Genomic DNA, 26,749 nt, shown 5'->3' with positions numbered 1-26,749 from the left:
CGCTCTATTGTTTTAGCGTCCTACGCCAACGTAGTAGAATCCAGCTTGTTGTAGAGCTTCGCGATCGAGGTAGTTACGACCATCAATCATGACGGGGTTAGTCATCAACGATGCCATCTTGTTGTAGTCGAGATTGCGGAATTGCTGCCAATCAGTGACGAGGACTAGAGCATCGCAGCCATCGGCAAGGCGTTCGGGATCTGTTTCAACCAAAACACCCGTTAGCCCGTGACGCATTCCAGATTGGGCAACAATTGGATCGTAGGCTTTTACCTTTGCTCCTAAGCGGTTGAGATGCTCGATTAAATTGAGAGCAGGAGCATCGCGCATATCATCGGTATCGGGTTTAAATGTCAGTCCCAATAGTCCGACTGTTTTCCCTTTGAGGATCTTGAGTACCTGCTGGAGTTTTTCTACTGCAATTAAACGCTGGCGCTGGTTAACGCTAACAGCAGCTTTGAGCAGATGAGTATCGTAGCCGTAGTCATCAGCAGTATGAATCAGCGCCGAAACATCTTTGGGAAAGCAGGAACCACCCCAACCAATGCCTGCTTGCAAGAACTTATTACCAATGCGGGAATCTAAACCGATACCTTTAGCAACTTGGGTCACATCTGCACCGACGCGATCGCAAATATTGGCAACTTCGTTAATAAAGCTAATTTTAGTGGCTAAAAATGCGTTTGCTGCATACTTAATCATCTCTGCCGAACTAATATCGGTGGCGAGAACTGGTACGGGGGGTAAAGACTTGTCTTCGGCGTACTGGCGCTCGATAATTGGAGCGTACAGCTCTTGCATCATGGCGATCGCTTTGGAGCTGCTACCACCCAAAACAATGCGATCGGGGTTAAAAGTATCGTAGACGGCGCAACCTTCACGCAAAAACTCAGGATTGCTCACGACATCAAATGCAGGGACGCTTTCCAAAGTCGTGACTTCGCCACCACCAGCGCCAACTAACACCTTCTGGCGTTCGACAATGCCATCGAGAACGATCATTCGTACCCAGTCACCAGAGCCGATTGGCACTGTAGACTTGTTGACAATTACTTTATAACCACCATCCAAATGAGCGCCAATGCTGCGGGCTACAGCCTCAACATAGCGAGTATCGCTTTCTCCAGTTGGTAGCGGTGGAGTGCCTACGGCAATAAATAAGATCTCCCCATGTGCCACTCCGCCACCGATGTCTGTGGTAAACTCTAACGTCCCTGCCTGCATTGCTCCTGTCATGATCTCGGACAGCCCTGGTTCAAAAATCGGAGACTGTCCGGCTTTCATGAGCTTGACTTTCTCTTCATTGTTGTCCACGCAGATGACATGGTGTCCGATGTGAGCTAAGCAAGCACCCGTAACTAAACCGACATAGCCTGTACCAATGACGCAAACACGCATATACTTTTGTCCTCAACGGTGTATGGGTGATAGAAGTTTAAGATGTGAGCTTGGGTATGGAGTGCGAACGATGCAGATATGAGCGATCGCCCATTCTCCTAGCTAGACAAATAGTTACTAGGAATTACTAGCAATTCCCGCCTCGCTGTAAGTTGTTGGCTGGGGTTGCTGCAAGCGCTGCCGAAAATCTTCTACTGTCAGTTTTAATCCTTCTGATAGAGGCAAAGTTGGTTCCCAGCCCAGCCAGGTTTTAGCACGGGTAATATCTGGGCGGCGACGGCGCGGATCGTCTTGCGGAAGGGGCGCAAATTTGATTTCTGCTTGAGGGTTCACCAGATTGCGAACTGCTTCAGCTAGTTCTAGAATGGTATACTCGTCTGGATTGCCTAGATTGACAGGACCAATTTGCTCTCCATTCATCAATCGCATTAATCCTTCTACCAAGTCAGACACGTAGCAAAAACTGCGAGTTTGAGAACCATCACCATACACCGTCATCGGCATATTCTTCAAGGCTTGTACGACTAGGTTACTCACAACTCGTCCATCGTTTTCTAACATGCGGGGACCGTAGGTGTTAAAGATCCGCGCCACGCGAATATCGACATCATTTTGTCGATGGTAATCAAAGGCGAGAGTTTCAGCAATGCGCTTGCCTTCGTCATAACAAGAGCGAATGCCAATTGGATTGACGTTACCGCGATACTCTTCAGTTTGCGGGTGGATTTCTGGATCGCCATAGACTTCTGATGTAGAAGCTAGCAGAAATCTTGCTTTGACTCGCTTTGCCAGTCCTAGCATATTCAACGTTCCCATCACATTAGTTTTGACGGTTTTGACTGGGTTGAATTGGTAGTGAACGGGAGACGCAGGACAAGCCAGGTGATAAACTTGGTCTACTTCTAGGCGAATGGGTTCGGTGATGTCATGACGGATTAATTCAAAATAGGGATGATCCATCCATTTCAAGATGTTACGCTTGTGTCCGGTGTAGAAGTTGTCTAGGCAGATAACTTCATGTCCCTGTGCCATTAATCGGTCGATCAGGTGAGAACCTATAAATCCAGCGCCGCCAGTGACCAAAATTCTCATAGATTTTCTTGTTAGTTACAGCAGTCTTAACTAGACTCGTTAAGTATTTTTATCAGAACTGTGCTTCTGTGACAAACGATCTGTGATGCAATTGTGCATACAGAAGTTCGATTGGCAGTGCCGAACGGAAAAGTCGAGCATACCAACACACATGCTTAGTTGATTATTCCCTAAGTTAAACAAAAACTAACGATCGCTAGTTACAAAAACCATGATAGTAGGACAAAATTCACGAAATCTAAAAATAATCTTTATAAAATTTGTGGTATTTATGTGCTATGTGCTACCATCTGTCAGGTATCAGCAAGAGAGTGACTAGTGGCTGGTGACTAGTGACTAGATGAAGAATTCTACTACTAGCCACTAGCTGTAATGATACACAAGGTTAGTTCAAGATTCTGCTGCTCAAATGCCTTTGAGCAGAGGAGCGAGTTCGGCTAATGTCATGTGTCAATCCAACTATCGACTATCCACCAGCCACCAGCCACTAGCCCCTCACTGCTTGCTGCTCGCTACTCGCTGAAAAGCTGGCTGGTTGTGGTTCGCCTAGCATGATCAACGAACAAGCGATCGCTCCGATCAACTGGGTTGTCGTGTCGGCGATTGTTAAACCGCCAGCACTCGTTCGTCGCCTAGTGGAACGTATGACGACGAGATCGCAGTCTTTGGCTACTTCTAGAATTGCTTGAGTGACGTTAGGGTGAGGTTTAATGCGAATTTCTGGGTGGTCTGGTAAAGCCAGCTTATCAACCAACAGAGAGAGTTGCGATCGGATCCAAGCGACTCTGCCTGGAGTTGTATTGCGATCGCAGATGTGTAACAAAACAATATGCGCTCCATTTGCTGCGGCTAACAAACTGACAAATCTCAGGACGCTAACCGCTTGCGGTGTAATATTCTCTACTGGGACTAAGATTTGTCTAAATTCTTTGGGCGATTTGAGTAAGCGGCTGACAGCTACCGGACAGTGAGCTGCCCATAAAACGCTATCGATGACATTACCAAATAAGCGGGCGCGTAAACCAGTGCGTTGTCCCCAGCCCATGACAATTAAACTAGCGTGTTGCTCTTTGGCAGCGCGACTAATTCCTTGAGCGATCGCATCGTCAATCCTTAATAAAGGTTCTGCTTCTACTCCCAGTTCGCGGCTTAAGTTGGTGGCATTTTCTAGTAGGGTATCGCCGCGTTTAAAGGCTGCTTCTAATTGGGGTGCATCCATATGAGCGGTAGCTTTGGCGATCGCTAGAGGAAGGATTCTACCCTGAGCTTGGCGAGCTAGTAAAGCTGCCATTTCAATTAAGTATTGCTCTGTCTTCGGGTTATAAACGGGAACCAAGACACCAAATGAGTGTGTTGCCGTTTCGCCTGTACTCCAATAAGGCGATACTGGCTCTGGTTCTAATTCTTGGGAAGCATCGATCAAGGTAGGGGCTACCCGACTCGTGACTAGTGGTCCGAGAGTTGCGGTTACGAGTAACAATACGATGACGCTGTTTAACACCTCTTTAGTCAACAATCCTGCTTCGTAACCTACTAGCGTAGCTGCTAGAGTTGCTCCTACCTGTGGCACTGATAAAGACCACATGGTCAGCATTTCATTCCACTTGTAGCGATAAATCAGTTTGGCAAAATATGCTGCTAAAAACTTACTAACGATCAGACCAGTGACAATAGCTAAAGTTAGCGTGATGGAGTTAATGCTGGCAATGAAAGCGGGAATATCAATCAGCAATCCAAGGCTGACAAAGAAAATTGGAATAAACAAGACGCTGCCGACAAACAGCACTTTTTCTTTGACTGGTCCTTCTCCAACAGCATCGTTCACCGCCAAGCCAGCCAGGAAAGCGCCGACAATCTTTTCTACGCCAATTAATTGAGCGCCCACTGCGGCAAGAAACACTGCTAATAAGACAAATAAAAACTGATTGCCCTGATCGTCGCCCGAACGCTTGAAAAATTCTTTGCCTGCGCGATCGAATCCAAACAAAACTACGACTGAATAGATGACCAAAGAGCCAATTAAAGTGGCTAATCGGGTAGCAGAGAAATCACCCTGATGAATAGCTACACAAATGGCTAGTACTAACAACGCACCAATATCGGTGAAGATAGTCGCCCCAATCGTAACGGTGACAGCTTCATTTTTCACGACTCCCAAGCGGCTGACGATCGGATATGCCAGCAAGGTGTGAGAAGCAAACAGGGAACCAATGAGGATAGAAGTGTTCCATTTACCAGGAAAGAAAATTAGCCCTACTGCTGTGCCCATAATTAGGGGAACTAAGAAAGTAAAGCTACCAAAAGTTAACGAGCGATTCCGTGTTTGCCGAAATTGCTCCATGTCAATTTCTAAGCCTGCCACAAACATCAGATAAACTAACCCGATTTCTGGCAGCAAATCCATTGGTGGCGCTCCCCGCTCTAGTACCCGTAACCCTTGGGGACCCAGCACTACCCCTGCTGCTAGCAATCCGACTAATCCTGGCACTTTCAAGAAACGCTCGAATAGCAGCGGTACGAATAAGATGACTAACAGCAGAATTAAAAATGGAACTATTGGTTCTTTAGTAATGCTTTCAGAGGCTGGCGCAGCAGCAAATAAGTGTAGTAGCCGTTCCATGTGTACCATGTCTGTTCGAGCAGGCAGCGATCGCGCCAGGATAGTAAATAAATGACAGGGAATTATATCCTACCCTGCCAGCGAGTGAAAATTCATTCTGAAGATAATGGACTTTCTCTCTAAAAAATACCTATCTAGAGAGGGATTCATTTAACCACGGTTAGGTATTAACGAGCGGTAATTAACTGTTAGTTGGAGATCGTTGGTGAAAGTAAAATTTACAATTCTTTTTTTATATTGCCAAACTAATTAATTTTCAACTACTGCTATTTTATTTATCTATAGTCTAGTAACACTTGTCACAGTTTGAGTGCAGAGATACTAGTTCAAAAGAAAATTGATGCAGTAAAGACAGCTACTACTTGAGGCGCAGTTGTCTAGATTGTTAGACTTAGTATATTTAAATACGATACTCAACGAATTCGCTCGAAGACTAAATCTGAAATTAAATGCGAATGCTCCAGCTCAGGGAGTGAAGTTGAAAACTATGAGTGACAGGAGCAGATTGACACTTAACTCGCAAGGCTTCGCACGCGGGTCGCGATCGCGTTTTTCCAAACAGTAGAAATTCACTTTTGACTCTCAAAGAATTTTTCAGAAGATCGAGTTTATTTAAAACCAGCATTACGCCAGAAAAAATATTATTTGCCTGTAGTTAAGCCACAAAAAAATTACACGATTTTTAGATAAGTCTATTTCTAAAAATACACGCGATCGAAAAGATTGCGACCTCCATTTTTAAAAAAGTTAAATAAATCAGGTAGAAAAAAGTCAAAATGATAACTTTGAAGACAAATAATTTTGGTCGAAGCTTTTTAGCTAAAATCTGCAATAAACAAAGTTGTTAAGATCGCCCAGGTTGTTTTTATTAAAAAGTAAGTTTAGCAGCGATCGTCCCCATCTTTAGTTATATAAGTAGACTCTAATATAACCTCCCTATTGATAGAGCCATGATTCCAACTTCGGACTGAGGAAAAAACAGCTATAAAAGTGAAAACTATAAATACATAGCACGAATACCAAAAATAACAAAAATTTGTGTTTGTGCCAGAAATATTGTTGATACCTAAAAATAGGGGGTAAGAAAATGGCAGTAGGTCAACACAAGCGAGCTGTCGGTGTGTTTGCCAATCGCCACGATGCGGAAACTGCGATCGGGGAGCTAAAAAGTGCGGGATTTCCCATGCACAAAGTCACGATTATTGCCCAAGATGCAGACCGCAAAGCCGATGTTGCTGGCGTAAACGTTCAAGATAAAAACCAAGCTGGCAACAAAGCCGATGAAGGTGCAACCGCCGGAGCGCTCACGGGTGGAACTTTGGGAGGTATAACCGGTTTACTCGTGGGTCTAGGAGCTTTGGCAATTCCTGGAGTCGGTCCCATTATGGTAGCTGGGGAGTTAGCTACAGTTTTGACGACTACAGTAGCAGGTGGTGCGATCGGTGCGGCTGCGGGTGGTCTTGTTGGTGCTTTAATCGGTTTGGGAATTCCAGAAGAACGCGCTCAAGTTTATAGCGATCGCGTCGATCGAGGCGATTATCTCGTGATTGTCAAAGGCTCCGATGAAGAAATTGCCAGAGCAGAAGCAATTCTCAACCATCGTGGGATTGAGGAATATGGCGTGTACGACGCTCGCGATGTCGATACAACGCCCTCTGCTATGCCTATGGGGAGCAGTTATACAGGCACAACTGCCGACTATACTCCTGCCGCTACAGGAATGCCAGTTGGTTACAGTGCTGGATATATGCCAGGGATGACTCCAACCGCAGATTATGCACCAGGTACGGTCGCGCCCGGAACTGTCACGCCTACGGCAGATAGATCGCTATATCGTAGAAAGCGTGCTGTAGGTGCATTTACCAGCCGTCACGATGCAGAAACCGCACTTAATCAATTACGGGAATCTGGTTTTCCGATGGATAACGTGAACGTAGTATCCAAGAACGCAGACCGGATCGATAATATTGCTGGTGCAGATGTAAAGAAGAATGTTGGCAATAAAGCTGACGAAGGCGCAGCTGCCGGAGCATTAACTGGTGGCGCTATTGGGGGAATTGGCGGTCTTTTAGTTGGTTTAGGCGCTTTAGCGATCCCTGGAATTGGTCCAGTTATGCTTGCGGGTGCAACAGCAACAACCATAGCTACCGCACTTTCAGGTGGTGCTATTGGTGCAGCAGCAGGAGGTCTTGCGGGTGCGTTGGTTGGTTTAGGCATTCCTGAAGAACGCGCCAAAGTTTACAACGATAGACTCTCCCGAGGAGATTACCTAATTTTCGTAGACGGTACGGAAGACGAAATTCGTCGAGCTGAGTCAGTTCTGCATCATCGTGGGATTCAAGAATGGGGGATTTACGATGCACCCGATGCCGATACTCCTCGCCGGAGCGAATATGCTGCCACAGACACCCGCAACACTGTTCGTGGGGATGATGTCATTGACTCCGATACTCGTCGCACTAATTACGATTCAGGTGTAGTCGATCCTAACGACCCCAAAGTCATCATCGTTGATAAACGCGACTCGACTCTATAAGCGTTGCGGTTGACAGTTGACGGCTGAATGTTAACCGTTAACTGTCAACAGTTACTCAATCAAATTGTTTGAACTACTTTCCATTGAGAGACTGAGAAATGAAAAGATTATTTCCATTATTACTAGGTGGCTTTATTGCCCTTGGTGCATTTGGGTGTGAAGCGGGTGTAGAAAAAACCAGTACCGAAGCTCCTAATTCAGCTAATCAAACTGGTGAGGTAGCTGACACCGAAACTGCTAAGCAGAATCAAGAGGATGCCACTGATGAAATTCGCAGAAAGCAGTTAGACGCTGATATTAGAGCTAGAGAGCAGCGCAACAACGCGACTGGGGGAGATGCTCAACGAGCTGACGCAGATTTGGAAAGCGAAGTCCGTAGCAAGTTAGAGGCAAATTTACCCGCAAGTCAATTAGCGGTTGAAGCTGAAGACGGAGCCGTGAAAGTTTCAGGTACAGTACCGACTCAAGAGCAACTCGATCGCATTGAGCCATTGGCGAGGGAGATTAAAGGGGTACAGCAAGTGAGCGTTAATGCCCAAGTTGCCCCAGCACAGCAAAAACCAGAAAGCTAATAACTTCAATACACCACTATGCGATCGCCTCTTTACTATCTTGAGTAAAGAGGCGATCGCTTTATGGTCATGGATTTAGATTTAGATGATCTTGGCAGCTCGCAGACCGAATAATAAACCTACAGCCAGAGCGAAGAATCCACCTAAAAAGCCGATGTAAGCAATAACTCCCAACATTTCTGTAATTTTCCCAAAAATAACTAAAACTATTGAAACATTTATTGAGATAGAATACAGCCTACAGACGATTGGTAGTTGGTAATTGGTAATTGGTAATTGGTAATTGGTAGTTGCCCCTCCGCCCCTCTGCTTCCCTGCTCCCTCATAACTGATATGCATGTAATTGACGTAAATATTCCCCAGCAGGCTTATAAGATCGCGATCGCAGCGCCAGGATTGGATCGTCTAGGTGAGTTGATGAGCGAACTCAACCTGGGGAAAAAGGTTTTGCTGGTTTCTAACCCAGCGATTTTCAAACAGTATGGGGAAAGGGCGATCGCTTCTTTGCAAGCGGCTGGTTTTGATGCCACTAGCTGTATTCTTCCAGCTGGAGAACAATATAAAACTCTCACTTCAGTTCAAAAAATCTACAATGCAGCCCTAGAAAAGCGCTTAGAACGGTCTTCAACCTTGGTAGCTTTGGGTGGTGGTGTGATTGGCGATATGACGGGTTTTGCCGCTGCTACGTGGCTGCGAGGAGTTAATTTCGTTCAAGTTCCTACTTCTCTACTAGCAATGGTAGATGCAGCCATTGGCGGGAAAACTGGCGTGAATCACCCTCAAGGCAAAAATTTGATTGGGGCATTTCATCAACCAAGATTGGTTCTCATCGATCCGCAAGTCCTGCAAACTCTCCCTGCAAGAGAATTTCGCGCGGGAATGGCAGAGGTAATCAAATATGGTGTGATTTGGGATGCAGAGTTATTTGTCCAAATGGAACAGAGTAAGCGCCTAGATCAAATGCGCTATTTGGGTGCAGATTTACTTCAGAATATTCTCAACCGTTCTTGTCAAGCAAAAGCTGATGTGGTGAGCAAGGACGAAAAAGAAGCAGGACTGCGAGCAATTCTTAATTACGGTCATACTATCGGTCATGCTGTAGAAAGTTTGACTGGTTATCGTGTCGTCAATCACGGGGAAGCTGTAGCGATAGGAATGGTAGCCGCTGCTCAAATTGCTGTAGCACTAGGAATGCTTTCCTCTGAAGATGCTATTCGTCAAGATGCATTGATTCAGAAAGCTGGTTTGCCTACACAGTTACCAACAGGGATAGATATTGAAGCAATTATAGATGCTTTGCAAACTGACAAAAAAGTGAAAGACGGGAAAGTAAGGTTTATTTTACCTACCCAAATTGGTGCGGTTGAGATTACCGATAAAGTGACAGCAGATCCAGTTCGCCAGGTGCTACAACACATGCGATCGGTTGGAAAATAAATTGCTTAAAATAATTGAAGTTTGCCACTGCGCTTGTATTCTTGAAATTTTTTTAATATGGGCATATCTGTTAACATTAAAGGAGGCAAATGCTTCAAATCAAAAAAATCTAATGCCAACGATTCCCCATCCAAACAAGCTAGACTTCCCTCCCACTCGGTAGCGTGCAGAATTAGAATAAAGTTTTGAACGCGATCGCCATTTGGATATGCTACGGTTTCTATTTTAGGGTTAGACCTGAATCCCACCGCTTCAAAGCGTTTAATATAAAAATGTATTGGTTAGATTCTAGAAAGTACCAAAATTGCTGGTCGGAATGCTTCTTCAATATTTCTGAGATTACCGCAAAATTAAAAATAAACCGATCGCCTTCACTGCAAAATTATTGAGTTTGTTGTCGTTTTAACTTTTAACTTTTGACTTTTGACTTACTTAACGTTTTGCTACCTTTAAATACGCTGTCGGATCTTCTGCTACCCAGCCTAAATCAGAAGCATAACGAATTTCAAAATGTAGGTGAGGTTGAGTAGATGTAGGACTACCTGTAGTCCCTACTGCCCCTATTACCTGCCCCGATTTTACAGTTTGACCAGCTTTAACTTTTAGATCTCTCAGTTGAGCGTAACGGCTTTGTTTACCCTCTTGGTGGTTAATGACGACTAAATTGCCATAAGCCCCTTGTTCGCCAGCAAAAGCCACAGTTCCCGCCCCTACTGCTTTCACGGGGGTTCCAACAGCAGCTTCTAAGTCTAAACCACTGTGAAAGAAAACTTTTCCCGTACTGGCATTCAACTGCCAGCCATAAGCCAAAGCTACTGTCGCTGCTTTTGGCAAAGGATACTCTGTTAGAATCCCTTTGGCAGTATTAGAAGGCGGCTGGGGCGACCAGTTCACCCCAGGAACGAAAACCTCTTTGGCAACTGGTTGACAGCCGTTGGCTTCAAACAAGACATCAGAACGAACTTGATACCTTTCGGCTAGCTGCTGCCATGTTTCTCCTGGCGTGGCATTGACTTTGATGCCGTTATAGGGAGGAATAACTATCTTACTGCCAACTGGCAACTTTCCCTTTGGCAGATTACGACTTTGCAAAATGGGATTCATTCCGATCAGAGTAGCTGGAATAAGATTGTATTGTCGAGCTATGCTGTCTAAAGTATCGCCTGGTTTGACTGAATGGCGAATTAGGCGAGATAAAGCAGCTGGGGGACAAGTTGTCGTCTGACTAGTGCCGTTCGGATTGGCTTGAGCCATTATTGGAATAACACATTCTAAAAGTGTTGCTAGTAGGAGTAGCCTCCAGCACGAAATCTTAAGGTGGAAGGCGTGTAAGGCTATTGCTCGATCGCACTTAGTAATTAGCATCTACGTTTCTGGCTATAGGCGCAAAATTTATGGGTTTGTCGTTAAAAACACTGGCTTTCTCTTCTACTTTACTTGTCTTGGGTGGCAGTGCTGGTTTTTGGGGCAGTCGCTATGTCGATTTGCACTTCTCTCCCCAACCAAACACGATTTCTGTTGCCGTACCACCAACTACTTCAGGAGGACAAACACCGTCAGTGGGAGGATTAGCAGTCGCAAGCGATCGCAATTTTATCGCTACTGCCGTCCAGCAAGTGGGACCAGCTGTCGTGAGAATTAATGCGACCCGTAAAGTTGCCAATCAATTACCCGAAGCATTTAACAATCCTCTATTCCGCCGCTTTTTTGGCGGACAGAAACCGATCCCCGACGAAAGAATCGAACGCGGGACTGGTTCTGGATTTATTCTCAGTCCTGACGGTCGGTTATTGACCAATGCCCATGTCGTCTCCGAGGCAAGAACGGTTCAAGTCACGTTGAAAGACGGTCGCACATTTGAGGGCAAAGTTGTCGGTGTCGATCCGGTCACGGATGTTGCTGTTGTCAAAATTAACGCTCGTAATTTGCCGCGAGTCAAGCTCGGTAACTCAAAAAATTTAATTCCCGGGCAGTGGGCGATCGCGATCGGCAATCCTTTAGGCTTGGATAACACCGTCACGATTGGCATTATCAGCGCTACCGACCGCACGAGCGCCCAAGTTGGCGTACCGGATAAGCGCGTTACATTTATTCAAACTGATGCGGCAATCAATCCTGGTAATTCTGGCGGACCCTTATTAAATACTGAAGGGGAGATCGTGGGTGTCAACACGGCAATTCGTACCGATGCTCAAGGACTCGGTTTTGCCATTCCCATTGAAACTGCTGCCCGCGTTGCCAATCAGTTATTTAGCAAAGGACGCATTAGCCATCCTTTTTTGGGGATTCAAATGATCGATTTAACCCCCGCATCAAAAACTGAAATCGCTCAGGAAACCGATTTAAAGGTTGAAATCGATTCTGGCGTACTCATCGTGCGCGCGATCGCTAAATCTCCGGCGGCTCAAGCTGGGCTGCGGGCGGGAGACGTGATTCAAAAAATCAACGGCAAGACGGTAGCTAAATCGTTGCAAGTTCAAGAACAGGTGGAATCAACGACCTTGGGAACAACTTTGACACTAGAAGTCAATCGCCAGGGTGCGATTCAGACTTTTCATGTCAAACCAGGTGCTTATCCTGCCGACGAACTCAGTTAGGCTATCAGCGCTTAATCTCCACCATTAGACTCTTGAGGCGAGGTAGCGGCATCAGCTAAATTTTCTAGCTGCATTCTTTGTTCCATTTGCCGCAGAAAATATCCTGTCATCATGGCTGATGCTAAAATTCCTGCTAGATTCTCGCGATCGGTCACGATTTTCACGTTGAATTGCTCTGAAGGTAACATTCCTACCAGCCCTTGGACGTTTTGGGAGATGATTTGTTGAATGTCTGGGCTGACAGACTTAGCAACGCGGGCTAGAATTTCCGGCGATTGCTGTTGGAGATATTTCAACAATGAGTTAGCTTGCGTTTCTTCGCGATCGCTCAAAAAGTCAGGATTAAAGGTCATAAGCAGTGTCTTGTTGCTGTAGTATCGAATCTATGGGATTGAGGATTTTTCTATACTAAAAACTAATAACTAAGTGCTAACATTTAGCTATTGTAGCTTTCACGCTATGGCAACTCATTTTCTTTACCTGCGCTGGGAATGCGGTTTGCTTTACCGCTCGGTCAAACTTTCCTGCCTGGGTAAGAGCTAGAACCATTTTTGGTACGTCAACTAATCCCGATCTCTAGATCCAACACTCGCGTTTTGGTGTTTTCTCAGCTAGAGCTAGACCTGTTGCAGGCAAACCTTGCGGACTAAAATATTAATTTTTTTTACTGATTCATTAAATAAATTGTATCAGATGTTTTGAGGATCGAATAGAGAGTTTACGTCCTCAGAATAGAGCAAGATAGTAAAAAACTAGTAACAATCGGCAAAATGAGATTAACAACCGCAGAATCGAGCGATTTTACCTGAAACAAGCTAGAGAAAAGAGATATTTGCCCTAGTCCTGATGTTTGCTCAACGAGATAAATTACTTTCAATTCCCTCAGCTATCTTCTAAATCGTCAGCCAACTCTAGCTGCTGATACTTAGATTGCTTGCGTTCCTGCCCCAGAAGTTGCGGTAGTTGTTCGACTTGGAAGTATTGATGAAATTTTTCGGTTAATTGAAGTAGGGAGGAGCGAGAATCTGACTGGCGGCGTTTGCGGACGAATCCTTGTTCTACCAATTCTTGAACGTGCTGGTAAGCACTAGAGCCGCGCAGCTCGACGAGTTGATTTTGAGCAATTGGGCTGTGAAGGGCGATCGCTGCTAACGTGCGTAAAGCCCCGACTCCAAGTTCGAGAGGAATTAACCTCTGTACCAAGTTTTGAAAACCAGCGCGCAGTTGCAGGCTGTAACCTGTAGGTGTTTCGACAACCTCTAAGGCGCTGTCGCGACGGGCGTAGTCTTCAATCAGTTCGATCAGTCCTTCTTCAGCCGTAGGGCGATCGCACTGGGCGTATTCGGCAATTTCTGCGACTGATAGCGGTTTGCCTTTTAAGTAAAGAATTGCTTCGATTTGGGTTGATAGTTTGTGGGAAGTCGGGAGTCGGGAGTCGGGAGTCGGTAGGGGCGGGTTGCCAAACCCGCCCGTACGGGAGTCGGGAGTCGGGAGTCGGGAAAGAGCGGTGCGTGGTGAAGCGGGCGGAAGCGGAGGTTTCCTCCGCATTGGAGCCGCGTCGTGGTACGTGGTAAGTGGTTTTTCTCCCTCAGCTCCCTGGGCTCCTTGGGCTTCCTCAGCTCCCTCAGCTCCCTCAGCCCCCTCAGCTCCCTCAGCTCCCTCAGCCCCCTCAGCCCTCTTTTCCACTGGCTCTTCTGCGGGCGGGTTTAGCTGAATTTTTTGTTTGTCTTTAGGCATATCTGTTAAACCCGCCCCTACAAATCTCTACTCCCTAGTTATGCTACTTGGGGTTGAACTAATTTGTCTGCACCCTGGATGACTTTCGCTGATTCGATTTTGTCACCTGCTTTCAGCTTTTCTAGGACTTCTTTACCCTCGGTAACGTAACCAAATACAGAGTAACGCCCGTCTAGTAAGTTACGTCCGGCTGGAGTTAGTTCTGGCTCAAACAAAAAGAAGAAAAATTGGGAAGAACCACCGTCAGGCTCAAATTCCGGTCTTGCCATTGCGACTGCACCGTAGGCAGAAAAGGGCAATACTGGTTCGTCAGTGTAACGACCGGCTTGCTCTAATGTTACGCCGTATGTAGGTTCCGAATCGCCTTTGACTAGAATTTCTAAAGGAACGGCGCGGTACTTACCCGTGTTGGGGTCGATAAATCCTTGATCTTTACCAGGGGGATCGCCTGTTTGCAAAACGTAGGAATCTTCAGCACGGATGAATTCTAATCCGTTGTAGAAGCCCCGTTGAACGAGATCGACAAAATTACCTGCGGTGACGGGGGCGCTGTAGCCGTCTACAACCACAGTAATGTCACCTTTATTGGTTTTAAATGCGATTGTTGCCCGTCCTTTGAGTTGAGGCAAGTTAGAGTATTGAGCGGGGACTTCATAGGGAAATTCTTTGACCATCAACTCTTCTAACTCGCTAACTAAATTGAGTATGTTAGCGCGTTCGACCCAGATATTTTCTTTATCTTTCTTATCTGTTGCTGCTTGAAGTTTGGGAATGCCATCTTTAATTTGAGCAATTATCTTTTCTGCTTGAGGCTGGCGCTCTGCGGGAACGCTACTCAGAATTTTTTCAGGATTAGAGATTGCCCTAGAAGCGCCTTTGAGGTCGTTAGCGATCGCACCCCAACGGCGGTTGGCTCGCAGTTGATTGGCAATATCTTCTAAACTTGCTTGCAGTTGCCTGACGGGTTGGTTGTCAATTGGCAAGGCGTAACGCAACAGAGCTTTACCATCAGTGATGGCATTTCCTGCTGGTAGTGCAGCGTAGGAGGTAGGAGTCCAGGCTGCTGCACTTAGGCTCCAACAAAACGCAATCATACTAATTGCGATCGAAATATTTTTTAGCCAGCGTTGGCAAAATTTTGTCATGATCTAGCTCTGATAAGGGGTATGCTGCGAGGAATTTTTGCTCTCCATCGCACTGCGGCGATGGCAGGGCGCGGATACGCGCAACGCGATCTTCGCGCATAACTTCGCGCATAACTTAGTGAGACCCGATCGTCATTTTGCCATACAGAGTGGTGCGTGAAATGCCTAATCCCTCACCCCTAATCTCTAACCCGACACAAAGGAGGTAAAATAGATTGCCGATTGTCCTGCACGATGAGTGAGTCTATTGTTCCATGATTTCTAGTAATGACTTTCGACCAGGCGTAAGTATTGTCCTAGATGGATCTGTTTGGCGGGTGGTGGAATTCCTTCATGTAAAGCCAGGGAAAGGCTCGGCTTTTGTGCGGACAAAGTTAAAAAACGTCCAGTCTGGTAGCGTAGTGGAACGAACCTTCCGTGCTGGTGAAACAGTTCCCCAAGCCACTCTAGAAAAGAGTACGATGCAACATACCTATAAAGACGGCGATGATTTCGTCTTTATGGAGATGGAAACCTACGAGGAAGCGCGATTGACGGCAGCACAAATTGGCGATCGCGTCAAGTACCTCAAAGATGGCATGGAAGTGAATGTCGTCCGCTGGGACGAGCAAGTGTTGGAAGTAGAATTGCCTAATTCTGTCGTGCTAGAAGTCGTGCAAACCGATCCTGGCGTGCGCGGTGACACGGCTACGGGTGGTACTAAGCCTGCTGTTGTCGAGACTGGCGCTACTGTTATGGTTCCTTTATTTATTTCTCAAGGGGAACGCATTCGGATCGATACCCGTAACGATACTTATCTCGGTCGGGGAGAATGATTGCTTTTAGGAGTCATTTGTCATTTGTCATGTGTCATGAGTGGAATGACAACAAATGACTGATGACTGATGACAAATGACATTGAAGAGGGATTTGCTGTGTCACTGGATTTAAATGAAATACGTCAACTCTTGTTGGCGTTGGATCGAACTGAAATTGAGGAACTCACCCTAAAAACTCAGGAATTTGAACTGACAGTACGTAAGGGTACGGGTAGTCAAAGTGCTGCACCTGCATCCGCTGTAGCAGGAGACAGCAGTAACCTAAGTACAACGGAGTTACACTTCGATTCTGCTAAAATGCCTGCTGGCATGGATTCAGTTTCTCGCCGAGTTGATTCTACTGCGATTAATTCCACCACAGTCTCGATGGCTGCGTCAGCACCCGTAGAACAAAAGTTTGCAGAAATTCCTTCTCCTATGGTAGGAACTTTTTATCGCGCTCCTGCTCCAGGCGAACCGCCATTTGTAGAAGTTGGCGATCGCATTAGATCCGGTCAAACTGTCTGTATTATCGAGGCGATGAAGCTGATGAACGAAATTGAAGCCGAAGTATCTGGACAAGTCATGGAAATTTTGGTACAAAATGGCGAACCAGTGGAATACGGACAGCCACTGATGCGCATAAACCCCGATTAATGGTTAACTACTTTAATTACCAGTTAACTATTTGGCATCACTGCCAACTATCTTGCGACATCTTTCTACGGGTCAGTTCTAATGAAATTAACCAAGCCTGTACCTCCAGAGGTTATGCAACAAGTAGCAGAGTATTTCAGCTTGTTAAGCGAACCAATGCGCCTACGGCTGCTCAGCCTGTTACGCGATGGTGAAAAGTGCGTTCAAGAATTGGTGGATGCAACTCAGACTAGCCAAGCCAACGTTTCCAAACATTTAAAAATCATGTGGCAGGCAGGCATTCTCAGTCGCCGTAGTGAAGGCACTTCCGCCTACTACCGCGTTGAGGATGACATGATCTTCCAATTATGGAATCTTGTCTGTCATCGACTTGCTACCCGAGTCGAACATCAAGCCCGCCAATTTCGGGTACTCAATGGAAATGGAAAACGTTGAGGGGTTAACTATGCCACAGTTTGCTGCCAGCGATCGCTCGATCTCTCGATCGCTGCTAATTTCATAATTCTTATCAAATGTAGCAGGCTAAAGTGTAAAGTTTTCTCCTAAACTTTGGCGCGTCAGCGGTTGCTCTAACTCTAAGCCTTCGCCGCCTAAAACTTCCAGCGGCTCTCCTTCCACCTCAATCCAAACTTTGGCACTTGGATCGAGACTTGTTGCCGTGTAAATCACCTGTGCTACTCGCCCTGTCATAGCAGTACTACCGCCACCAGCGGTGAAATCTTCTGATAAATTGACGTGAATTCCATCTTTCTCCACCTTTAGATCCCGCAGTGTTGTTCCTCGGGGAATGGTAGTACTGACAGATCCATCTTTTGGACCAGAGAGTAAGTTATCAAAAGCAGTTTTTAGAGCAGCCGTAGGCTGTTTTTTAATGTCAGCCGTTGTGGTGGCTGTAGTCGCAACCAGCTGCTGTCGTACTCCACTTCCTTTGAGCCAAAAGACTTCTACCTGTTGTTGTGCGACTGGTGGAGTTTGCTGCTTTGGCGCTTCTTGAATCCCGCTAATTGGTGGCGCAATTGGTCGAGTTGGTTTTTGGTTCGATTGCCAGTGCCACCAAGCTGCGCCGCCTCCTGCTGTCACTGCTACTGCCGCAATTCCTGCAACTAAGCCGCTAACTGGAATTCGGCGATTTTGTTGTTGTTTAACCATAGGGATAGTTCTCCTTGGGTGGACGCGAGATCGGTGAGATGAGGAGGCAAATTAGCAAATTATATATTAGCTGAGTCTATAACTTAGAATTCTGCAATGAAGGATTCTGCAACAAAGAGGAAGACGGATCGACGCGCACAAAAGTCACCAGATCTAATTTTTGGGCTGCTACTTTTAATTGTAAGATTCTCACTTGCAGTCCGTACACTTCCAGGCGACGGAAATCGAGTTCTTGGCTGAGATTCATGGCGATTTCGTCTACGATATTCTGAGCGACTGCTTCTCGATCGACGGTAACTGTTGGTTGAACTAGTTGAATTTGTCGCCCCCCTTTTACCGCTAATCCTGACTCAGCTACAATTGCCAGTGGCTCGTCGTCATCCTCTGCGGCTAGTTGGACTTGAAAGCGCAAACGATTGTTGGCTAGTAGTTCTAGTCGTGGATTGACAAACTTATAGTTAGAGGTAGACTCAGAGCGATCGCCCCCCAACTCTGGAATCACAAATGCCTGAATTTGCGCAATCAAGGTGGGTAAGGCTTGGTTGAGGTCTGATTGCTCTAGCAGCACATGCACTCCTGCATGGAGCGATCGCCGTAATTTGAGCTTTTGCTTTCCTAGACTGCGCGGCTCGACATCAATCGGATCGGTTTCTAGTTCTAACCCAGCAATACGGATATTCTGCTGCTTTAGCCTTAAGCCTCGTCCAGCTAAGCGCACCCTTTCCACCTTACCTTGTATAAGTTGGTAACTAGGCGCATTGTCTACTCGCACTTCTAGCCGCTCTGCGTGTTGCAATTGAGAGCGAATAGCATTTTCTGCCGTTCGATCTACAACTAACCCTGCCGGAGTCACTAAACCAAGTATGCCAGACAGAAGAATCGTAAAAAATTCCATTATGCGTTCATTTCAAGGCATTTAGGCGATTTTTAGACTTCGATATTAAGTGTCAGACTCAAACTATACTAGGTTTCTGGATTTGTTTAAATTCTTAAGTTTAGCTTAATCGGCGATCGCGGCGCACGACTACCCGCTCTTGCAACAGTAGTGCGCGATCGCACTTGGTGTGGAATATGATGAGTGATGCGTGGTACGTGGTGCGTGGTGCGTGAAGAAGGGGTGTGGGGTGTAGGGTGTAGGGTGTGGGGTGTGAATTTTGAATTTTGAATTTTGAATTTTGAATTGCTCCCTGCTTCCTGCTCCCTAATAACTGACATACACAAAGCCAGCTCAAAAGACATTAAATATATTTACAAAAGTTTTAAGCTCTGTTGCAAATTTGCCCGATCTGCTGCCACAGTCGCCAATTCGGGCAAAAGACCGTGATACGATGCATTTTTAGCGATTTGAAGTTTGGGAGAAAAACTTTGACTCTACGGGTTGCTGTCGTTGGTTCGGGTCCAGCAGGTTCCTCCGCCGCAGAAGTCCTAGCCAAAGCTGGCATCGAGACTTACCTAATTGAACGCAAGCTGGATAATGCCAAGCCTTGTGGCGGTGCGATTCCTCTATGCATGGTGAGCGAGTTTGACCTCCCACCAGAAATTATTGACCGTCAGGTACGACGGATGAAGATGATATCCCCTCTAACCGCGAGGTGGATATCAATTTGGTTAATGAAGACGAATATATTGGAATGTGTCGCCGCGAAGTGCTGGATGGATTCCTGCGCAATCGGGCGGCGCAGTTGGGCGCAATTTTAATTAATGCCACAGTTCATAAACTTGATTTTCCGACAAATAGTAAAGAACCCTATACCATCCACTATGTAGACCACTCAGAAGGTGGGACGCAAGGTGTTGCCAAAACTTTGAAGGTGGATTTGGTTATCGGTGCGGATGGGGCAAATTCTCGGATTGCTAAAGAAATGGACGCGGGGGACTACAACTTCGCGATCGCATTTCAAGAGCGCATCCGTTTGCCTCAAGATAAAATGGCGTATTACCAAGATATGGCGGAAATGTACGTTGGTAACGACGTTTCTACCGATTTCTACGCTTGGGTATTCCCGAAATACGACCACGTAGCCGTAGGTACGGGGACGATGCAGGTCAACAAAGCCAGCATCAAGCAGCTGCAAGCTGGTATTCGCGCCCGTGCAGCGAGAAAATTGGCTGGGGGTCAAATCATTAAAGTTGAGGCGCACCCCATCCCCGAACATCCCCGTCCCCGTCGCGTTGTTGGCAGAATTGCGCTCATTGGCGATGCTGCTGGTTACGTCACGAAATCATCAGGTGAAGGAATTTACTTCGCTGCTAAATCTGGGCGGATGTGTGCCGAAACGATTGTGGAGTTTTCCCAAGGCGGTAGCCGCATTCCTACAGAAGATGACCTCAAGGTTTATCTCAAGCGTTGGGATCGGAAGTACGGCATAACGTACAAGGTGTTAGACATTTTGCAAACTGTTTTCTACCGTTCCGATGCAACTCGCGAGGCATTCGTGGAGATGTGCGCCGATTTAGACGTACAAAAGCTAACGTTCGATAGCTATCTCTACAAAACTGTGGTTCCAGCTAATCCCATCACTCAGTTGAAGATTACTGCTAAAACGATTGGTAGTCTAATTCGGGGTAATGCTTTGGCTCCTTAATTGGGGCGATCGGTTTTTGATTTGTAGGGGCGTACAGATAGATGTGCGTCCTTACATTTTTTTTGCTTACGTTAGGCAATGCGTAGCAATTCTAATTGATTTACCAACATTTTTCTGTAGAGACGTTACATGTAACGTCTCTACATATGATGGGGCGATAAATATTTTGAGAATGCTTTGAGCAGGATTGCTTATTTTTATTTCTTAAGTTATTATTTTTTTAATTCAAGATTAAAAGTAGTTTCAGTTTTAAAAAATCGGACTATATTTCTAGTATAAAAAACATAATATCAAAAAAGTAAACAAATGCAGATGAAAACAACTGCATTTCTCCTGAAAACTAGAGCAAACAATCAAAGTTAACTCTAGCTATTTTTGTAAAAATATGGACTTATTCGTGACTGCTCCCGTGAGCTACAGCTACTTCCTCTACTTGCTCTACGCTAGGTAGTTCCAGACAATAGCCCGCACCATAAACAGTTTTGATATAGCGAGGGTGGCGAGGATCTGGTTCTAGCTTGGTTCGGAGGTGGCGAATGTGGACGCGAATAGTTTCAATGTCATCGTCAGGATCGTATCCCCAGACTTCCTTGAGAATGTCGCTAGGCGAAACAGTCTGTCCGTGACGCTGAAGCAAGCAGTGGAGTAACTCAAATTCTAGGTGGGTCAATTTGACAGTTTCAGTAAACCAGATAGCTTCAAAACGCTCTGGAACCAGAGTTAGAGGACCGTAGTTGAGGATCTCGCTATGCTTGGCTGCTTGAGGGATGCGATCGGTACGCCGAAGTAACGCACGGACGCGAGCTAGCATTTCTTCAACTTCAAATGGTTTCGTCAAATAGTCATCTGCGCCTGCATTGAAACCTTCAACCTTATCTTGAGTTTGGCTAAGGGCTGTGAGCATGAGTACGGGAATTTCAGCCGTCCGTTCGTCGCGCCGCAAACGCTGGCAAACTGTAAAGCCGTCTACTCTAGGTAGCATCAGATCGAGCATAATTAAGTCTGGCTGCAACTGGAGTGCGAGAGCCTGTCCCTTAATTCCGTCTTCTGCTTGACTGACATCGTAGCCAGCCATTTCTAAGTTCACGGCAACCAATTCGGAGATTGCTGGATCGTCATCAATTACAAGTATTCGTGCCATTATTATTAAATCAGATTAACAAATGTTAATGAACAATAAGAACCTTGGGCAGATACAAAGATTGCTGTACTGATTATACGGATGATTCTAAAGATTAGCTATCGCTCATGTGGTGAATGTTGTAACAAAGTGATGAAAATTGAATGCGATCGCCGAGTTTGAGAGGTAAGAGGCAATAGACAAGAGGTAAGAGTTCGCTGACAACTGACAACTGATAACTGATAACTGAAATGCATCGAGGAAAATTGAATTCTAACTTTACGCCGCCTTGGTGGTTGCGCAATGGCTTAGCCATGACGGTTTACACTGCGCTTTGGGCAAGCAAAGACTGGGAAAAAACGACTAGCCACCCAGAGCCGAATTATGAAGCAGTTATTTTTCACGGTGCTGGGGAAGTACCAATCTTTGGTTGGGTAGCAATTCCTGAAAATCCCAAAGCCACGATCGTTGGGACTTATGGTATTACAGGTACTTTAGAAAATCAGTGGTTTTTAAGACTTTTAGGACGCAAAGCTTTTGCTCAAGGCTATGCTGTAGTGCTATTTGACTGGCGGGCGCACGGTAAGACAGCTCAGTTATCGCCAACTTTAACTTCTGATGGGTTATATGAAGGAGAAGATTTTGTTTGCATCGCCGCTCAAGCAAAAGCAATGGGTTGTCCCGCACCATTTTGGTTTACAGGCTTTTCCCTCGGCGGGCAATTGGCTTTGTGGGGAGTGAAAGCAGCGCAGGCGTTAGAATTCGGAATTCGGAGTTCGGAATTCGGAATTAACTCACCGTTTCCGACTCCCAACTCCCTAATCCCGCAGGACATTGCTGGGGCGGCGGTGATTTGTCCGAGTTTGGATTCAAATCGGTCGCTATCTTATTTGGTAAAGCACCCATTGGGGAGAAAGTTGGAACAAGCGATCGCCAAGCAGTTGAAAAAATTGGCATGGCAGATCTACGAAGCACATCCAGGCGCGATCGATCCTACTGCGATAGAAAAAGCTAATAGTATTTGGGGCTTCGATAACGAATTGGTAATTGAGAAATTGGGGTTTCCTTCGGTAGAAGCTTATTACGAGGCAAGTAGCGGTTTGCATATATTGCCGCAGTTACAAAAACCGACACTGATTATTTATGCTGCTAACGATCCAATGTTCGATCCAACAATCGTGCCAGACTTGCAAGCAGCGTGCGATCGCAATCCTCAGCTCGATCTACTGTTAACTCGCTACGGCGGACACGTCAACTACATGAGCGATCGCACCTGTCAGCAGCATTTTGCCGATCCCGATCCTTGGTGGGGGTGGAATCGAGTTTTGGAGTGGATTAACAGTTATCAGTGAACAGTTATCAGTGAACACAAAGCAGGAAACCTATATTAATTCCGAATTCCGAATTCCGAATTCCGAATTCGTTTGGTTACACATCCAGCAAGCCATATTTTTTCTGCAAATCGAGCAATTTCATTCTGGCTTCTCCAGCATTGTCAGCTAAATCGGCAAATTCGATAAATCGGCGGAGTTCTTTGCGCAGAAGATTGCGTTCGACTTCCCATGTATCGCGATCTAATTCTGGAGGCAAAACGATCGCGTCGAATAATGTAGCGCGTTCCTTACCTGGATGAGGGCGTAAAATTCTGCCGCGTCGTTGTACGAATTGGCGCGGATTACTGCTACTAGCCAGAATCACGGCGGTTTGGATGGCAGGGATATCAACACCTTCATCTAAACAACGAATTGCTACTAAACCTTGCAGTTCTCCTGTTTCAAATTGACGGCGCAATTTTGTCCGTTCTGCTAAAGGGGTGTCAGCGGTGTAAGTGTTGACGCGATAGCCGAGTTCCACTCCTAACATTCTGACGACAGCTGCAATCTGGCGATCGCTTGCCGAGCTACGCTCATCTTCAGTTTCAGTCGTTCCATCACCGCAATAAAATAGGGTGTGGGATGTATCGCGACGGTTTTGCATTAACTGTCGTAAAGCATCAATCTTATTGGCTGCTGCGCCAACTAATCTAGCTCTCTGCATCAATAATGGCGTAATATCGCTTTCTGTACCATTTTCTTGGGATGCGATCGCCCAGCCAATTCTCGTTGTCAGTTTTGCATAGGCTTGCGCTTCGGTAGCAGTCAGATCTACCAAAATCGGATAGTAAAGATAGCGGACTAATGCCCCTTGTTGAATGGCATCAGCTAAAGTGAGTTCTGGTTGTAGGACTGTGCCAAAGTAGTCGAAAATAAATTCCGTGCCTTGCTCGTCGAAGTATCTTTCTGGTGTAGCAGATAAACCCAGGCGCAGTCCGATTTGGCGGGGTAGACTTTGCTCTAAACGAGGCGCACCGAGGTTATGCGCCTCATCGCCAATTATTAGAGTTTTTTCTGGGAAATATTTCAATTGAGATTGAAAGCCTTCGCCAATTAGAGTTGAGTTGGTCGCGATGACAGTAACAAAAGGCTGACTGCCAGCACGGACATTATATAGTCCTGTAGATAGCTGATTTTGCCACTGTCGAAGACTTTCAAAGCCTAAAATCGGCTGCATCCCAAATTTTTCGGCTTCTGTCGCCCATTGGGTGACGAGATGACGATAGGGACAGACAACGATTAAAGCTTGCAAGCCAATTGTTTGATAGAGTTCGCAGGCGATCGCTAAAGCTGTAATTGTTTTACCGCTACCCGTTGCCATTTTCAACGTTCCCCTACCGCGATTGGCAAACCAATTAGTTATGGCTTGGCGCTGATACGATCGCAACTGTAGCGATCGGGGTATTCTCGGACATCCCGGTATCGGTAAGGATTTTGGTGTCGTCTGGGGTTGGTACTTCCCCCGTTCTTCCTTGGCAACAACTAATTTTAACTGCGATCGGGCATCAAGCTGGTATTTGACTGAACTCTGTGTAAGATACATTGACTTTAAATCCCATCTGAAGCAATGCGCTTGAAGAACAGAAGCATGACTAGCTTTAATGTCATAATTTATACCTTTATGGTAGTATAGTTTTCTATCTACAAAAAAGTTTGTCACAAATAACTCAAATTGAATCTACCAGGATCGATATTGGTAGCCATTATCATTTGATCCTCAATTAGTTAGTTCGTAGCTGCTCAAAGCCTATGCTTAAAATCAGAGTTAGCCATGCTGTTTTTTTTTCTCGGATTCTAGTATAATTTGCCATATCAAATTTCAAGATCAACCGTAAAAATTTCATGTGACTTCAAAGCTGAGATCGATAAATTCTATACGAGTTCTAGTTGCATACTGGTAGCGATTGCTGCTACAGATTTTGTATGCAATTAGTCAGGTTCAATTTTAATACAGGTTATCAAAAATAAAAAAAATACAAGCGACCGCATAAAATTATGTTTGATTTGAAGAGAGTTAAAGCTTAAATTTAGCTTTCCAAATAAACTTTCGTAAAGTCTATTTTTTCTAGTGGTGGGCTTCATCCGAAGCGGAGTCAGTTTAAAAATAAAGATGCTCAGCAACAACACAGATTGCAGTTTAACCGAAGTCAAGAAAAGCTCAAATGCCATCGATCCACTTCCTCCAGATGTAGATAGACCAATGTGGTCTGTGATGATTCCCATATACAACCGCACAATATATCTGGAGCAAGCGATCGCCAGTGTTATAGAGCAGATGCGAGAATATGCAGCAGAGCGAATTCAAATTGAACTGATTGATAATTGTTCTACTAACCCTGAGATTGAATTTCTGATTCAGCGATTAGCTAAACAGCACAGAATTTCTGTTTACAGACAGCCTCAGACCGTCAGCATGGTTGAAAATCTCAACACTTGCATTCGTCGCGCTCACGGTCATTTAATTCATATTCTGCACGATGATGATATTGTTTTACCAGGATTTTATCAGTCTTTAGAAGCAGCATTTACCCAAGAACCAAGTATAGGTGCAGCGTATTGTCGGCACGGACATATTGACGAGAACAATCGGCAGCAAAATTATTTATCTTCATTAGAAAGAAGTACATCTGGTATAATTCCTAACTTTCTAAAACGCATTGCAGTATACTCGCTTGTCGATCCACCAGCGATGGTGGTTAAGCGCAGTGTTTACGAACACTTGGGTGGCTTTCGTCCAGAATTGTATGGTGCTTGCGACCACGAAATGTGGCGGAGAATTGCTGCACACTACCCTATTTGGTTCGAGCCACAAGTACTAGCTTGTTTTCGCGTTCACTCTAGGTCCCAGACTTCTGCCTTTGTGAGAACGGGAAAAAACATTGTCAATATGCGTCAGAGTATTGAAACTACCCGCTCGTATTTACCAAAATCCACAGCCGAGCGCATAGCAAAACGAGCGATGGAAGAATGCGCTTTATATGCTTTAAGAAATGCTTTCAGAGTGCTTAGTAGAGGCGACATAACCGCTACAAAAGCTCAAATTCGAGAAGCTCTCAAGTGTAGTTACTCCTTAAAAGTCATAGTTGCACTATTCCTAGTGCCTTTCTTAGCTGTAGCTAGTAGCCTCAAGCGATATTTGGAGCAGAATAGGGAGTAGGGAGAGTGGCTAGTGGGCTAGTGGCTAGTGGCTAGTAATTTCTCCCTCTGCTCCCCTGCTCCCCTGCTCCCCTGCTCGTACGCCTACTCCCTGTTCCTTAGTTATAGCCGCGCCACACGCCTAAGAGAACGCCTTGCAGTTGGACTTGCTTGGCGGCGATCTCTATTGGCTTATATTTGGGATTAGCAGGCTTGAGCGTCACGCGATCGCCACGAAGATAAAAGCGTTTTAAAGTCGTACCGTGTCCGTCTACTCTAGCTGCAACGATCGTGCCATTTTTTACCTGTTCTGGATTGGCAACTGGACGCATGATTGCGAGATCGCCTTCCGTAATTAAATCTTCAATCATGCTGTCACCAATCACCCGCAACGCAAAAGTTGCAGGTGGTAAAAATAGCTTTTCAAAATCTAGGTGTTCGACAGCATCGGTAAACGGTTCGACCAAACCGCCAGCTGCGATCGCACCCAGAACTGGGATACTTTGTTGGGGAGATTGGGATTGTAAAATGCGGATCGTCCGTGCTTTACCTTCCGTCCATTCAATGTATCCTTTGGCGCGTAAATGTTCCAATCGACTTTGCACGGGTGCAGGCGATTTCAAATTCATCGCTTGCATCATCTGGCGAATTGAAGGTGAATGCTGGTATTGCCGCACGTATTCTGCTAACCAGTCATATAGTTCTTGTTGAGCTACCGTTAGGGGTTCCATAGTTTAGTGTGTTTCAATCGCGATATAGACCTCTTAGAACAGTCGTACTACAAAATTGCCCCTAATGG

The 26,749-nt window shown here is 45.7% G+C and carries 26 protein-coding genes and 1 pseudogene; 10 read left to right on the top strand and 17 right to left on the bottom strand.

All coding sequences use genetic code 11. From position 1 onward, the window contains the following. Positions 1-12: 12 nt before the first annotated feature. The 3 genes from M5J74_RS20800 to M5J74_RS20790 all read right to left on the bottom strand — a co-directional run bounded on the left by M5J74_RS20800 (position 13) and on the right by M5J74_RS20790 (position 5,110). Positions 13-1,398, bottom strand: a complete 1,386-nt coding sequence (locus M5J74_RS20800; RefSeq protein ID WP_015155929.1) for a UDP-glucose/GDP-mannose dehydrogenase family protein — start codon at positions 1,396-1,398, stop codon at positions 13-15. A 117-nt stretch (positions 1,399-1,515) separates the two neighbouring features. Then, complete coding sequence (locus M5J74_RS20795; protein WP_106167315.1) at positions 1,516-2,490, bottom strand: UDP-glucuronic acid decarboxylase family protein; 975 nt, start codon at positions 2,488-2,490, stop codon at positions 1,516-1,518. Between the two features lie 487 nt (positions 2,491-2,977). After that, entirely contained in the window at positions 2,978-5,110 is a 2,133-nt protein-coding gene (locus tag M5J74_RS20790; RefSeq protein ID WP_250013049.1) for a cation:proton antiporter, read from the bottom strand. 1,087 nt (positions 5,111-6,197) lie between these two features. Between M5J74_RS20790 and M5J74_RS20785 the strand changes: the two genes are divergently transcribed. Together M5J74_RS20785 and M5J74_RS20780 are read left to right on the top strand one after the other, a co-directional pair. Beyond that, positions 6,198-7,646 (top strand): general stress protein, encoded by a 1,449-nt coding sequence (locus M5J74_RS20785; RefSeq protein WP_250013048.1) that lies wholly within the window; start codon positions 6,198-6,200, stop codon positions 7,644-7,646. Between the two features lie 98 nt (positions 7,647-7,744). After that, a complete protein-coding gene (locus tag M5J74_RS20780) occupies positions 7,745-8,218 on the top strand; it encodes a BON domain-containing protein (RefSeq protein ID WP_015155925.1) in 474 nt (157 codons plus the stop codon). A gap of 81 nt (positions 8,219-8,299) precedes the next feature. Here the strand turns inward: M5J74_RS20780 and petL are convergent, their stop codons facing one another. Then, positions 8,300-8,395, bottom strand: a complete 96-nt coding sequence (petL, locus tag M5J74_RS33595) for a cytochrome b6-f complex subunit PetL (RefSeq protein ID WP_015155924.1) — start codon at positions 8,393-8,395, stop codon at positions 8,300-8,302. A gap of 156 nt (positions 8,396-8,551) precedes the next feature. Between petL and aroB the strand changes: the two genes are divergently transcribed. After that, positions 8,552-9,655, top strand: coding sequence for a 3-dehydroquinate synthase (aroB, locus tag M5J74_RS20770; RefSeq protein WP_015155923.1), 1,104 nt, complete (start codon positions 8,552-8,554; stop codon positions 9,653-9,655). Between the two features lie 5 nt (positions 9,656-9,660). Here aroB and M5J74_RS20765 read toward each other — a convergent pair whose 3' ends face one another. Both M5J74_RS20765 and M5J74_RS20760 read right to left on the bottom strand, forming a co-directional pair. Continuing rightward, a complete protein-coding gene (locus tag M5J74_RS20765) occupies positions 9,661-9,903 on the bottom strand; it encodes a hypothetical protein (protein ID WP_106167311.1) in 243 nt (80 codons plus the stop codon). A gap of 184 nt (positions 9,904-10,087) precedes the next feature. Beyond that, positions 10,088-10,909: a M23 family metallopeptidase gene (locus M5J74_RS20760; RefSeq protein WP_015155922.1), complete on the bottom strand. Its 822-nt coding sequence runs from the start codon at positions 10,907-10,909 to the stop codon at positions 10,088-10,090. Positions 10,910-11,049: 140 nt separating this feature from the next. On the opposite strand from M5J74_RS20760, the gene M5J74_RS20750 reads away from it, so the two are divergent. Beyond that, positions 11,050-12,252, top strand: coding sequence for an HhoA/HhoB/HtrA family serine endopeptidase (locus M5J74_RS20750; protein WP_015155921.1), 1,203 nt, complete (start codon positions 11,050-11,052; stop codon positions 12,250-12,252). A gap of 11 nt (positions 12,253-12,263) precedes the next feature. Here M5J74_RS20750 and M5J74_RS20745 read toward each other — a convergent pair whose 3' ends face one another. The 4 genes from M5J74_RS20745 to M5J74_RS20730 form a co-directional block, all read right to left on the bottom strand. Next, positions 12,264-12,605 (bottom strand): DUF760 domain-containing protein, encoded by a 342-nt coding sequence (locus M5J74_RS20745; RefSeq protein ID WP_015155920.1) that lies wholly within the window; start codon positions 12,603-12,605, stop codon positions 12,264-12,266. Positions 12,606-13,134: 529 nt separating this feature from the next. Next, the gene (gene scpB / locus M5J74_RS33590; RefSeq protein ID WP_371934065.1) at positions 13,135-13,650 is read right to left on the bottom strand and encodes an SMC-Scp complex subunit ScpB; all 516 of its coding nucleotides are present in this window, start codon (positions 13,648-13,650) and stop codon (positions 13,135-13,137) included. A 377-nt stretch (positions 13,651-14,027) separates the two neighbouring features. Continuing rightward, the gene (locus M5J74_RS20735) at positions 14,028-15,134 is read right to left on the bottom strand and encodes a peptidylprolyl isomerase (RefSeq protein ID WP_015155918.1); all 1,107 of its coding nucleotides are present in this window, start codon (positions 15,132-15,134) and stop codon (positions 14,028-14,030) included. Then, a complete protein-coding gene (locus M5J74_RS20730; protein WP_015155917.1) occupies positions 15,085-15,246 on the bottom strand; it encodes a hypothetical protein in 162 nt (53 codons plus the stop codon). Before M5J74_RS20730 ends, M5J74_RS20735 begins: the two co-directional genes overlap by 50 nt. A gap of 142 nt (positions 15,247-15,388) precedes the next feature. Here M5J74_RS20730 and efp point away from each other — a divergent pair, with 142 nt between their 5' ends. From efp to M5J74_RS20715, 3 genes are all read left to right on the top strand, one after another. Continuing rightward, on the top strand, positions 15,389-15,949 hold the full coding sequence (gene efp / locus M5J74_RS20725) for an elongation factor P (protein WP_015155916.1): 561 nt from the start codon (positions 15,389-15,391) through the stop codon (positions 15,947-15,949). A gap of 69 nt (positions 15,950-16,018) precedes the next feature. Further along, positions 16,019-16,588, top strand: coding sequence for an acetyl-CoA carboxylase biotin carboxyl carrier protein (gene accB, locus M5J74_RS20720; protein WP_015155915.1), 570 nt, complete (start codon positions 16,019-16,021; stop codon positions 16,586-16,588). Positions 16,589-16,669: 81 nt separating this feature from the next. Continuing rightward, complete coding sequence (locus tag M5J74_RS20715; RefSeq protein WP_015155914.1) at positions 16,670-17,023, top strand: metalloregulator ArsR/SmtB family transcription factor; 354 nt, start codon at positions 16,670-16,672, stop codon at positions 17,021-17,023. An 87-nt stretch (positions 17,024-17,110) separates the two neighbouring features. Here the strand turns inward: M5J74_RS20715 and M5J74_RS20710 are convergent, their stop codons facing one another. The 3 genes from M5J74_RS20710 to M5J74_RS20700 all read right to left on the bottom strand — a co-directional run bounded on the left by M5J74_RS20710 (position 17,111) and on the right by M5J74_RS20700 (position 18,976). After that, positions 17,111-17,737, bottom strand: a complete 627-nt coding sequence (locus M5J74_RS20710) for a GerMN domain-containing protein (RefSeq protein WP_015155913.1) — start codon at positions 17,735-17,737, stop codon at positions 17,111-17,113. Positions 17,738-17,813: 76 nt separating this feature from the next. Continuing rightward, positions 17,814-18,632: a DUF2993 domain-containing protein gene (locus M5J74_RS20705; protein ID WP_250013045.1), complete on the bottom strand. Its 819-nt coding sequence runs from the start codon at positions 18,630-18,632 to the stop codon at positions 17,814-17,816. 86 nt (positions 18,633-18,718) lie between these two features. Beyond that, complete coding sequence (locus M5J74_RS20700; protein ID WP_250013044.1) at positions 18,719-18,976, bottom strand: hypothetical protein; 258 nt, start codon at positions 18,974-18,976, stop codon at positions 18,719-18,721. Between the two features lie 126 nt (positions 18,977-19,102). On the opposite strand from M5J74_RS20700, the pseudogene chlP reads away from it, so the two are divergent. Then, a pseudogene (chlP, locus tag M5J74_RS20695) lies at positions 19,103-20,322 on the top strand (geranylgeranyl reductase). Between the two features lie 391 nt (positions 20,323-20,713). On the opposite strand, the gene M5J74_RS20690 reads toward chlP, so the two are convergent. Together M5J74_RS20690 and M5J74_RS20685 are read right to left on the bottom strand one after the other, a co-directional pair. Beyond that, entirely contained in the window at positions 20,714-21,463 is a 750-nt protein-coding gene (locus M5J74_RS20690) for a response regulator transcription factor (RefSeq protein ID WP_015155910.1), read from the bottom strand. A 94-nt stretch (positions 21,464-21,557) separates the two neighbouring features. After that, complete coding sequence (locus tag M5J74_RS20685) at positions 21,558-21,758, bottom strand: hypothetical protein (protein WP_250013043.1); 201 nt, start codon at positions 21,756-21,758, stop codon at positions 21,558-21,560. On the opposite strand from M5J74_RS20685, the gene M5J74_RS20680 reads away from it, so the two are divergent. Next, positions 21,694-22,794, top strand: coding sequence for a YheT family hydrolase (locus M5J74_RS20680; RefSeq protein WP_371933979.1), 1,101 nt, complete (start codon positions 21,694-21,696; stop codon positions 22,792-22,794). The two genes, M5J74_RS20685 and M5J74_RS20680, sit on opposite strands and share 65 nt — an antisense overlap. Before the next feature lie 76 nt (positions 22,795-22,870). On the opposite strand, the gene M5J74_RS20675 is transcribed toward M5J74_RS20680, so the two are convergent. Beyond that, entirely contained in the window at positions 22,871-24,358 is a 1,488-nt protein-coding gene (locus M5J74_RS20675) for a DNA phosphorothioation system restriction enzyme (protein ID WP_250013041.1), read from the bottom strand. 567 nt (positions 24,359-24,925) lie between these two features. Here M5J74_RS20675 and M5J74_RS20670 point away from each other — a divergent pair. Beyond that, positions 24,926-25,972 carry a glycosyltransferase gene (locus M5J74_RS20670; RefSeq protein WP_106218327.1) on the top strand — a complete coding sequence of 349 codons (1,047 nt, stop codon included), beginning with the start codon at positions 24,926-24,928 and terminating at the stop codon, positions 25,970-25,972. A gap of 97 nt (positions 25,973-26,069) precedes the next feature. Here the strand turns inward: M5J74_RS20670 and lexA are convergent, their stop codons facing one another. Then, positions 26,070-26,681 (bottom strand): transcriptional repressor LexA, encoded by a 612-nt coding sequence (gene lexA / locus M5J74_RS20665; RefSeq protein WP_015155906.1) that lies wholly within the window; start codon positions 26,679-26,681, stop codon positions 26,070-26,072. Positions 26,682-26,749 lie beyond the last annotated feature (68 nt).

This window comes from Chroococcidiopsis sp. CCNUC1 (genome assembly GCF_023546805.1).
Lineage (GTDB): Bacteria > Cyanobacteriota > Cyanobacteriia > Cyanobacteriales > Chroococcidiopsidaceae > Chroococcidiopsis > Chroococcidiopsis thermalis.
The sequence above is the reverse complement of the archived record's forward strand: the minus strand, read 5'-3'. Positions and strand labels throughout refer to the sequence as shown.

What these genes read in the sequence shown, in the direction of transcription:
- M5J74_RS20800 (WP_015155929.1), bottom strand. Translation starts at nt 1,398, where the DNA reads ATGCGTGTTTGCGTCATTGGTACAGGCTATGTCGGTTTAGTTACGGGT.
- M5J74_RS20795 (WP_106167315.1), bottom strand. Translation starts at nt 2,490, where the DNA reads ATGAGAATTTTGGTCACTGGCGGCGCTGGATTTATAGGTTCTCACCTG.
- M5J74_RS20790 (WP_250013049.1), bottom strand. Translation starts at nt 5,110, where the DNA reads ATGGAACGGCTACTACACTTATTTGCTGCTGCGCCAGCCTCTGAAAGC.
- M5J74_RS20785 (WP_250013048.1), top strand. Translation starts at nt 6,198, where the DNA reads ATGGCAGTAGGTCAACACAAGCGAGCTGTCGGTGTGTTTGCCAATCGC.
- M5J74_RS20780 (WP_015155925.1), top strand. Translation starts at nt 7,745, where the DNA reads ATGAAAAGATTATTTCCATTATTACTAGGTGGCTTTATTGCCCTTGGT.
- petL (WP_015155924.1), bottom strand. Translation starts at nt 8,395, where the DNA reads ATGTTGGGAGTTATTGCTTACATCGGCTTTTTAGGTGGATTCTTCGCT.
- aroB (WP_015155923.1), top strand. Translation starts at nt 8,552, where the DNA reads ATGCATGTAATTGACGTAAATATTCCCCAGCAGGCTTATAAGATCGCG.
- M5J74_RS20760 (WP_015155922.1), bottom strand. Translation starts at nt 10,909, where the DNA reads ATGGCTCAAGCCAATCCGAACGGCACTAGTCAGACGACAACTTGTCCC.
- M5J74_RS20750 (WP_015155921.1), top strand. Translation starts at nt 11,050, where the DNA reads ATGGGTTTGTCGTTAAAAACACTGGCTTTCTCTTCTACTTTACTTGTC.
- M5J74_RS20745 (WP_015155920.1), bottom strand. Translation starts at nt 12,605, where the DNA reads ATGACCTTTAATCCTGACTTTTTGAGCGATCGCGAAGAAACGCAAGCT.
- M5J74_RS20735 (WP_015155918.1), bottom strand. Translation starts at nt 15,134, where the DNA reads ATGACAAAATTTTGCCAACGCTGGCTAAAAAATATTTCGATCGCAATT.
- M5J74_RS20730 (WP_015155917.1), bottom strand. Translation starts at nt 15,246, where the DNA reads ATGCGCGAAGTTATGCGCGAAGATCGCGTTGCGCGTATCCGCGCCCTG.
- efp (WP_015155916.1), top strand. Translation starts at nt 15,389, where the DNA reads ATGATTTCTAGTAATGACTTTCGACCAGGCGTAAGTATTGTCCTAGAT.
- accB (WP_015155915.1), top strand. Translation starts at nt 16,019, where the DNA reads ATGACAAATGACATTGAAGAGGGATTTGCTGTGTCACTGGATTTAAAT.
- M5J74_RS20715 (WP_015155914.1), top strand. Translation starts at nt 16,670, where the DNA reads ATGAAATTAACCAAGCCTGTACCTCCAGAGGTTATGCAACAAGTAGCA.
- M5J74_RS20710 (WP_015155913.1), bottom strand. Translation starts at nt 17,737, where the DNA reads ATGGTTAAACAACAACAAAATCGCCGAATTCCAGTTAGCGGCTTAGTT.
- M5J74_RS20705 (WP_250013045.1), bottom strand. Translation starts at nt 18,632, where the DNA reads ATGGAATTTTTTACGATTCTTCTGTCTGGCATACTTGGTTTAGTGACT.
- M5J74_RS20700 (WP_250013044.1), bottom strand. Translation starts at nt 18,976, where the DNA reads ATGTCTTTTGAGCTGGCTTTGTGTATGTCAGTTATTAGGGAGCAGGAA.
- M5J74_RS20690 (WP_015155910.1), bottom strand. Translation starts at nt 21,463, where the DNA reads ATGGCACGAATACTTGTAATTGATGACGATCCAGCAATCTCCGAATTG.
- M5J74_RS20680 (WP_371933979.1), top strand. Translation starts at nt 21,694, where the DNA reads ATGCATCGAGGAAAATTGAATTCTAACTTTACGCCGCCTTGGTGGTTG.
- M5J74_RS20685 (WP_250013043.1), bottom strand. Translation starts at nt 21,758, where the DNA reads ATGGCTAAGCCATTGCGCAACCACCAAGGCGGCGTAAAGTTAGAATTC.
- M5J74_RS20675 (WP_250013041.1), bottom strand. Translation starts at nt 24,358, where the DNA reads ATGTATCTTACACAGAGTTCAGTCAAATACCAGCTTGATGCCCGATCG.
- M5J74_RS20670 (WP_106218327.1), top strand. Translation starts at nt 24,926, where the DNA reads ATGCTCAGCAACAACACAGATTGCAGTTTAACCGAAGTCAAGAAAAGC.
- lexA (WP_015155906.1), bottom strand. Translation starts at nt 26,681, where the DNA reads ATGGAACCCCTAACGGTAGCTCAACAAGAACTATATGACTGGTTAGCA.